The organism is Myxacorys chilensis, assembly GCF_059505265.1.
In genome coordinates this window covers 1-7,266 of the sequence record NZ_JCACKG010000141.1, presented here as the reverse complement: position 1 = coordinate 7,266, position 7,266 = coordinate 1, and the positions used below count along the sequence as shown (strand labels likewise).

The following is a 7,266-nucleotide window of genomic DNA, read 5'->3' as shown; positions in this document are numbered from 1 at the left end:
CGTGTCAATGCAGCCTCGTTTTTAGACCTTTTGAAGCTTCAATTCTGACACTTTCTTCGGGTAACGGTCTGCCTTTTGGTACGGGAAGGACAGGACGACGATCATCGTAGGGCATCGGAATGTATTGCACTGAAGGACGCCCGCCTTGAGGCTGAGGATAGAGTTCCATCAAATCGTAGATTTGCGTTGGCAGTCCAACCGTGATCGGTAAGCCTATCTCTGTTGCTTCCTCAACCGTAATGGGATAGTCGTGAGTCACCTGTCCTGTTGTGATGGCATCAATAATGGCATCGATTTTTTAATGGCATCGATTTTTTCAGGTGCGACCTTCGGCTTTGGAACCGAGTCGTTTAATAGCGTCCGTACAAATCTCTGCACCTGTTTGATTGCCTTGCGGGAGAGATCTGCCATGATCAGAGTCTGATCGTCGATTTCACTGATCGGTTTTTCTTCCACAACTTTGAGAATGCTGGCCGCCGGAAAGTTGCCTAGCTGCGGATCGACTGGACCTAGTACGGCATTGGCATCCATCATAATTTCGTCTGCGGCTAATGCCAGCATAGTTCCGCCGCTCATCGCATAGTGAGGCACAAACACCGTCACTTTTGCCGAATGCCGAATTAATGCCCGTGCAATCTGCTCTGTCGCCAGCACCAGTCCGCCGGGTGTGTGCAGAATTAAGTCAATTGGCACATCGGGAGGCGTGAAGCGAATTGCCCGGAGCACTTGCTCAGAATCTTCGATCGTAATGTAGCGCGACAGGGGAATCCCCAGTAGGCTAATCGATTCTTGACGATGCACAAGCAGAATAACGCGGCTACTTCTCTGGCGTTCAATCTCTTTGAGTGAGCTTAGACGACGCGATTCAGTTCGACGGCGCTGAAATAGGGGTTGGAGGGAAGAGAATAGGAAAAATACCCAAATTAAATCGAAAAAGCTAAATGTCATAGGATTTAAGGCTAAGAGGAGACAGGGCTTTAGCCTTATTGGTAACGGTTTCCTCAGGGGGAAATGTCTATCTTGGGAGCTAAATCTGATCCTCTCCAATCTCCTCTTGGCTCATCCCTATCTTCTCCTGTCTTTGTCTACAATCAAAAAGCAGGTTTTAGCAAGAACGAAGGCAACTGTGACAGACGCTCTACACTGGCAGCAGCGCATTGGAAATCAGCGCGATTGGGTTTGGCGAGGTTGGCAAACGCGATACACGTATATCCGATCTCAATCTCAGGACACTGCTCCACCCCTGATGCTGCTGCATGGATTTGGGGCGTCGATTGGGCATTGGCGACACAATATGTCTGCCTTTAGTCAGCACCATTCAGTGTATGCATTAGATCTACTCGGATTTGGGGCATCTGAAAAAGCGATCGCATCTTACAATGTGACGCTGTGGATCGAGCAAGTCCACGATTTCTGGCAAACCTTTATCCACGAACCCGTTGTTCTGATTGGCAATTCGATCGGCTCTCTCGTGTGTCTTGCGGCTGCCGCGGCGTATCCTGACATGGTGAAGGGCGTTGTGATGTTAAATCTGCCCGATTCCTCGGTGTTAGATACGCCGAGATGGGTACAGTCGGCTATGGTGGGTTTGCGTCCAATCGCCGCTGTTGGCAAACGGGTTGTCACGCTGCCGTTGATTTTTAATCCCTTATTCAAAGTGCTGCGGAGCCGAGCGGTGATTCGAGCGTGGGCAAACCAAGCTTATGCCACACCAAGCGGAATCACCGATGAGCTGATTGAGATTTTGTCGATACCTGCTTACGATCGCGATGCTTCTAAAGCGTTTCGAGCCATGGTAAATTCTCCAAAAGCAACTCATTACACAGCCCGCTCTATTCTGCCGACGTTGGAGATGCCACTGCTGCTGTTTTGGGGACAAAAAGATCGGTTTGTGCCGCCAAACCTTGCGGCCTATTGCGTCAAGCTCAATTCAAAGCTGGAACTCGTTCAAGTTGACAATGCGGGGCACTGTCCTCACGATGAGCGCCCGGAGGAAGTGAATCACAAAATTTTGACTTGGATTAATGCTTGGTCAACCCGTCCGATGAGTGCCCATTCTTCATTCACAGAAATCGCATGACTGTTAGTAAGCCTTCAAATAGTAAGCCTTTAGAATCGACACAAACTGTTTTTCGCATTTCTCCCTTAATTCGCATTACACTGCTGAGCCTTTATGTCGTGTTGACCACGCCGCTCCCATTTTTGGCAGACGTGACGAATGCACCTGTGCCAGCCAATTGGCTCTGGGTTGGAATTGCGATCGGGGCACTTATTCTCCTTGGCGTCTTAAGTGAACGAGTGATTGTCGATTCTGACGGCATTCAAGTTACTTACCCAATCTGGGTTCCCCGGTTTTTTCGTAAAGGTTGGCAACTCGCGTGGTCAGATGTGAAAGCGTTGAAACCTCGCACGACCGGACAGGGTGGATTGGTCTACTACTTGCTGACCCAATCGGGGGAAGGATATCTTTTACCAATGCGGATGGTTGGATTCTCTCGATTTGTCGATCGCGTGCAGAAAGAAACAGGAATTGATACGCGAGATGTCAAACCGCTCTCTCAGCCCTGGATGTATTTCATCTTGTTGGGGTTGACGATGCTGCTGTTACTGGTCGATGTTTGGACAATTTGGACGGCTACAACACTCAAACCTTAACTGTCGAGGACGGTATTTGAGGCAAAAGATTCTCATACGACCCATGAGAAGCCAAACAGATTGGCCAAAGCTCTAGTTCGCTTCAGGATGAGCAAGATTGCTTGCCACGGCAAGGTCTTCGGTTGAAATGACGGTATCTGGAAATCCCTCGATCGCGTCTTTCAAAAAACTTGCAATCGGCACCGCAATCAGTAATCCCACTAATCCACCCACCTTCGCGCCTACTAACAGAGCAAGCAATACCCAAATAGGACGCAGCCCAACAAGGTTTCCCATCAAACGGGGTGTGATCAGTTGATCCATCACCTGGTTCGTTACGATCGCAGCACCTAGAATACGCAGACTAAAACTTGGATCATCTGTTGCAACCAGTAATGCGCTAATTAAGCTTGCAAATAAAACGCCAAACGGAATAACGGATAAAGTTCCGATGAATAGCCCCAACAGTAATGGAAATGGCACTCTCAAGACTAAGAAAATCAGGGTTAGCAATGTGCTCATCAACGCGGCAATGATGGCTTGACCAGTAAAATAATCCTGGAAGTGCTGCTGTAGCGATCGCTGAATTTGCGCTGTCTTTTTACTGGGTAGCCGCTGAAAAATGCCGTTCCAAAGCTGCTCACCGTCTAACAAAAGATAGACCGCGAAGATTCCAGTTAACGCTAAATTTGACACTCCGCCCAATGCACTAAATAAGAGGTTTAAGGCGGTGTCCCCTAAAGCCTGCAAACGGTTCGGTAATTGTTCAGCAAACTGGTTTGTCCACTGATTCAAATAGATCGGAATGTGATGCTGAGTTGCCCAACCTTGAATTATTTGGAGTTTCTGATCCGTAGATTGAATCCAAGTCGGCAGCGCACTCACGAGTTCGCCAAGTTCTTCTGTAGCTTGGGGGAGAATTGTAATACTTGCTCCTACAAGCAAGCTGAAGGCTAGCAAAATAACACTCGCGATCGCATAGCCGCGACCTAGCCCCCATCCTTGTAAAAATTGAATTGGGTAATTTAGCAGAAAAGCCAGCAGCACGGCTGAAACGAGAATCGAAACAAGGGGTTGAGCATACTGAACTACTTTGAAGATTAACCACAGATTGAGGGCTGCGGTCGGCACAATTACGCCAATCAGCAGCCATTGCGTGAATTGAGAGTGGAAGCGGTTGAAAAAGCTAGACATAAACTTTTTAGTACCATCAAATTAATCGATTTAATCGATCTAACCGTTTGCTCTAACCTTAGTACTGATACTCATTCGCTTTCTCCATCACTTGACGGACATTAGAACAGTCATTAGATTAGCGAATCGATTAATGTTTGGATCAACTGAAACGATCGGCGGAAAGGCATTGTATCCCCAATCTAAATGGTACACAACCCATACCCATTAGTCACAGCTATGTTGAGGCGCAATATGAGCGAGTTCTACAAGCGTTACATCAATCTAAACTCTGAATGAAATAACGATGATGAAGTTACTCACTGAATCGCTAATAATATTTCTACCTAAGAATTCTGTTAGTTTTACAGACAGTTTGTGTTGACAATATTGATGCTGTTATTAACTTCATTTCTATTCGTAAATCGTGTATCACTGTATGATCTGGCGATACCGGGCTTCAATGAGTGAATAAATGCTGTAAGCAATCAAGCCTAATGCTACGATTCCTAGCACCCAAGACCCAAAGGGTTGCCGAGCTAGAACGGCTAAAGCTTCTCCTAACCCTTTCACTTGAGTCGCGTCTGAATATAAAGCTGCCAGCATCACAAATAGACCAATGATGCTAAACACAACGCCACGCGAGGCAATACCAAACTGCCCAAAACGTTTTGCCCAAGTGCGCTCTGTTGAACTCATTTGATCCAGCCTAAAATGTCGCTGAAACTTCGCTGTATAAGCTTGGTAGAAATAAGACAGCCCAACACCCAGCACAATTAAACCTGCTAAACCAACCAGCCATTGTCCAAATGGTTGTGCCAGGATGAACTTTGTCGAGTCTTGAGAAGCTTGTCCGCCAGTTCCGCCATTGCCTAAAATCAGCTTTACAGCGGTGATTGCTAGACCAGAATAAGTGATCGCGCTAATGAAATATCCAATTCGTTTCACAATCCGCTTTGCTCCATTTGACTGACTAGCCGACTGACTAGAACGTTCTGGATCAAGAATTGCTTGAACAAATCGCCAAAGAACATAGCCGACAATGCCGATCGCGACGAGACTTAGCAAAAACTTACCAAAGGGTTGAGTGACAATCTCTTGCAGTGCCCCACTCGTATCGGTGGTTTGTCCTCCTACTCCGAAGGCGGCTTGAGCGGCTAGCAACCCCACCACAAAATACACGATTCCTTTTGCCGCGTACCCCAGTCGCGCTAACTTCTCGAATGCAGGGTGAGAAGCCGTTTGCTGCGCTGACCGTCGTAGCGCTGGAGGCAGATCGGGTTTATTCATTGGTCGTAAGAGAATTGTATCGATACCATGACTCTTTTCGAGGTGTTGTTCATCCCCCCAAATAAATAAATTAGGTGCGATTAAAGAAGTCGCACGATTTTGACGATCTGAGCATTCATGTCAGTCGTGAGTAGTTTGAGTTGTTGTAGCGTATCGAATTCAATCAAAGTAGACCTGCTGACTGGTAAAGCTGTCTTACGATCGCCAAAATTCTTTCTCCATAGATTGGATCGGCGGAGTAGCGCCCACTCAGTAATCTAACTCGGGGAGCAGAACCTCGCATCACAAAGCGAAACCGTGGAGTCACAACTTCTTGAGCCAAGGGTTCAAGACTGGCATAGGTTTTAAGCTGTTGAATATGTGCGCGTACTCCAAGGCGGGCACTGGGAAAAGAGGCCGCTTCAAGTCCGTCAACTGACCTTAACGCGCCAAAGTTATTTTGGCTCGGCTGAATATCGCCGCTAAAGCGAAAGAAGTTTGTTTCGAGCAAAGCTTGGGCAAAAGCAACATCCGGATTGACACCTTCGATCGTGGCTTCCTCCAAATAGAGTTCGACAATCTCAGGAAACTGTTCCAACACCTGCGGATTTACCTTTTTGAGAAGCGCTTTTAGAGTCTTTGGCGACAGATACCCCCGTCCCATAATTTGTTCGATTTTGTCGAGAGCAAGGCGCGGAGCCGTTCGTAGAACCACCGTGCGAGTTGTTGGCATCCAACCAACGAAAACGTCTGCTCCTCGTAAATCGATCGCTCGAATATAAGTCGTGTTTCTATAGTTAATCCGTTTTGCATTCGGAATTTTCGCTAAGTTGGCTTTTAATTGAGCAATACTGTTAACCGGAATATAAGCGTTACGATTAACGATAATGCCTTGTCGATCATTTACTAATCCATTGACACTAACGTTGATTGGCGAATAAACACGAGCAGGCGCAGACAATGCACGGCTCCAAACGGCTAATCCGTTCACAATGCCTTGAGCAATTTCTTGAGGATTCCGCAAAATAAGGGTGCGATCGCTGGGACTCGTTTTAAAGCCAACTGTTAGAACGATCGAGGGAATTCTGACTTGCCGTGTAAATGTTAGATACCCCAGCGCTGTTTCGGTATCCGGTCTTGCCCCTCGATTCGCCAATCCTGCAACATCTTTGACCAGTTGTTGCAGGAGCCGTTGGGCTTGCTGCTGTCGTTCTCGATTGCCCACGATGTAAAATGCACTCGCACCCCGCGCATCGGGATTAAAGAACGCATCTGTCTGAATCGACAGTGCAACATCTCCTTGAACCGCCCGCTGATTGATCCACGCGATCGCCTCTGGCAATTCTAGCCCACGCGGAACTTCTAAAACGGTAAACTCTTCTGACCTTAACCGCTCTGCCACTAGATTCTGAATCAGAACCACTGCCGCCTCGATCGGTTGATTCGCAGGTCCTGCAGAATTGGTGAAGAGAAAGACGCGCCCCACCTCTAGGGTTTTGCTTCGAGTGATTTTAGCGGCTGTTTGCTCCGCGCGGAACATTACATCTGTCAGCTTTTCTGGAGTAATAGTGTTTCGACTCGGTTGCTTTTGAATAGCGATTGTTTTTTTACTCGGTTGAACTTTTTTACCTGGTTGAACTTTTTTACTTAGTTGAACAACGTCTGTATCAATGCAACTTGGACAGGGAATCGGATCGAGAACCATCGTGTGTACTTTACGGTGTCGGCATATCTTCTATTACCTTGGTAGAGCCACACTTCTGGATTTTTTCCAACTCGACTTTAATCAACACCAATTCTCTGGGTATGCAGAGTTGTTGGCCTATCCAGAGAATTAACGCGATTGAAAACTCAACAAAATACCCCATCCTCATACAGGCTGGGGTTTCTGTAACCCTTCTCCATCTAGATAGCGCTCCAGCCTTAGAAAAAGCCTTTCACCCGACCTTGATTGAGAGCGGTTTTGGAATAAATTGGAATAAGCCATGAAACCTATCTCGGCCTGTCAGAATCACGGTAGCTGGCTAACTCGTTGGATGTACGAGGGTAAAAGGTACAGCTTGACTTGGGGCAATACTAAAGACCCGCTCGACAAGGTGAAGATGGAACTTGTCGGACGGTTAATCGTTGAAGATTGAGGTGGAACCAAAAAACTGGACAGGCGAATAAGCTACACCTGTACAACTCATG

At 47.2% G+C, this 7,266-nt stretch carries 8 protein-coding genes; 3 read left to right on the top strand and 5 right to left on the bottom strand.

From position 1 onward, the window contains the following. Positions 1-4: 4 nt before the first annotated feature. Together AC5JLB_RS10530 and AC5JLB_RS10525 are read right to left on the bottom strand one after the other, a co-directional pair. Positions 5-259, bottom strand: coding sequence for an SDH family Clp fold serine proteinase (locus AC5JLB_RS10530; protein ID WP_495873787.1), 255 nt, complete (start codon positions 257-259; stop codon positions 5-7). After that, positions 256-948 carry an SDH family Clp fold serine proteinase gene (locus AC5JLB_RS10525; RefSeq protein WP_495873786.1) on the bottom strand — a complete coding sequence of 231 codons (693 nt, stop codon included), beginning with the start codon at positions 946-948 and terminating at the stop codon, positions 256-258. The genes AC5JLB_RS10530 and AC5JLB_RS10525 overlap by 4 nt, the downstream gene beginning before the upstream one ends. Positions 949-1,126: 178 nt before the next feature. On the opposite strand from AC5JLB_RS10525, the gene AC5JLB_RS10520 reads away from it, so the two are divergent. Both AC5JLB_RS10520 and AC5JLB_RS10515 read left to right on the top strand, forming a co-directional pair. After that, positions 1,127-2,080 carry an alpha/beta fold hydrolase gene (locus tag AC5JLB_RS10520; protein ID WP_495873785.1) on the top strand — a complete coding sequence of 318 codons (954 nt, stop codon included), beginning with the start codon at positions 1,127-1,129 and terminating at the stop codon, positions 2,078-2,080. Further along, a complete protein-coding gene (locus AC5JLB_RS10515; RefSeq protein WP_495873784.1) occupies positions 2,077-2,655 on the top strand; it encodes a hypothetical protein in 579 nt (192 codons plus the stop codon). Before AC5JLB_RS10520 ends, AC5JLB_RS10515 begins: the two co-directional genes overlap by 4 nt. A 72-nt stretch (positions 2,656-2,727) precedes the next feature. Here the strand turns inward: AC5JLB_RS10515 and AC5JLB_RS10510 are convergent, their stop codons facing one another. The 3 genes from AC5JLB_RS10510 to tftA form a co-directional block, all read right to left on the bottom strand. After that, the gene (locus tag AC5JLB_RS10510; RefSeq protein WP_495873783.1) at positions 2,728-3,828 is read right to left on the bottom strand and encodes an AI-2E family transporter; all 1,101 of its coding nucleotides are present in this window, start codon (positions 3,826-3,828) and stop codon (positions 2,728-2,730) included. A gap of 411 nt (positions 3,829-4,239) precedes the next feature. Then, on the bottom strand, positions 4,240-5,097 hold the full coding sequence (locus AC5JLB_RS10505) for a DUF1206 domain-containing protein (RefSeq protein ID WP_495873782.1): 858 nt from the start codon (positions 5,095-5,097) through the stop codon (positions 4,240-4,242). A gap of 163 nt (positions 5,098-5,260) precedes the next feature. Beyond that, entirely contained in the window at positions 5,261-6,781 is a 1,521-nt protein-coding gene (tftA, locus tag AC5JLB_RS10500; RefSeq protein ID WP_495873781.1) for a hormogonium tapered terminus morphoprotein TftA, read from the bottom strand. Positions 6,782-7,061: 280 nt separating this feature from the next. On the opposite strand from tftA, the gene AC5JLB_RS10495 reads away from it, so the two are divergent. After that, complete coding sequence (locus AC5JLB_RS10495) at positions 7,062-7,214, top strand: hypothetical protein (RefSeq protein WP_495873780.1); 153 nt, start codon at positions 7,062-7,064, stop codon at positions 7,212-7,214. Positions 7,215-7,266: the final 52 nt, after the last annotated feature.

Bases quoted from the DNA above. Each gene is read 5' to 3' on its own strand.
- AC5JLB_RS10525 (WP_495873786.1), bottom strand. From the start codon at position 948: ATGACATTTAGCTTTTTCGATTTAATTTGGGTATTTTTCCTATTCTCT.
- AC5JLB_RS10515 (WP_495873784.1), top strand. From the start codon at position 2,077: ATGACTGTTAGTAAGCCTTCAAATAGTAAGCCTTTAGAATCGACACAA.
- AC5JLB_RS10510 (WP_495873783.1), bottom strand. From the start codon at position 3,828: ATGTCTAGCTTTTTCAACCGCTTCCACTCTCAATTCACGCAATGGCTG.
- AC5JLB_RS10505 (WP_495873782.1), bottom strand. From the start codon at position 5,097: ATGAATAAACCCGATCTGCCTCCAGCGCTACGACGGTCAGCGCAGCAA.
- tftA (WP_495873781.1), bottom strand. From the start codon at position 6,781: ATGGTTCTCGATCCGATTCCCTGTCCAAGTTGCATTGATACAGACGTT.
- AC5JLB_RS10495 (WP_495873780.1), top strand. From the start codon at position 7,062: ATGAAACCTATCTCGGCCTGTCAGAATCACGGTAGCTGGCTAACTCGT.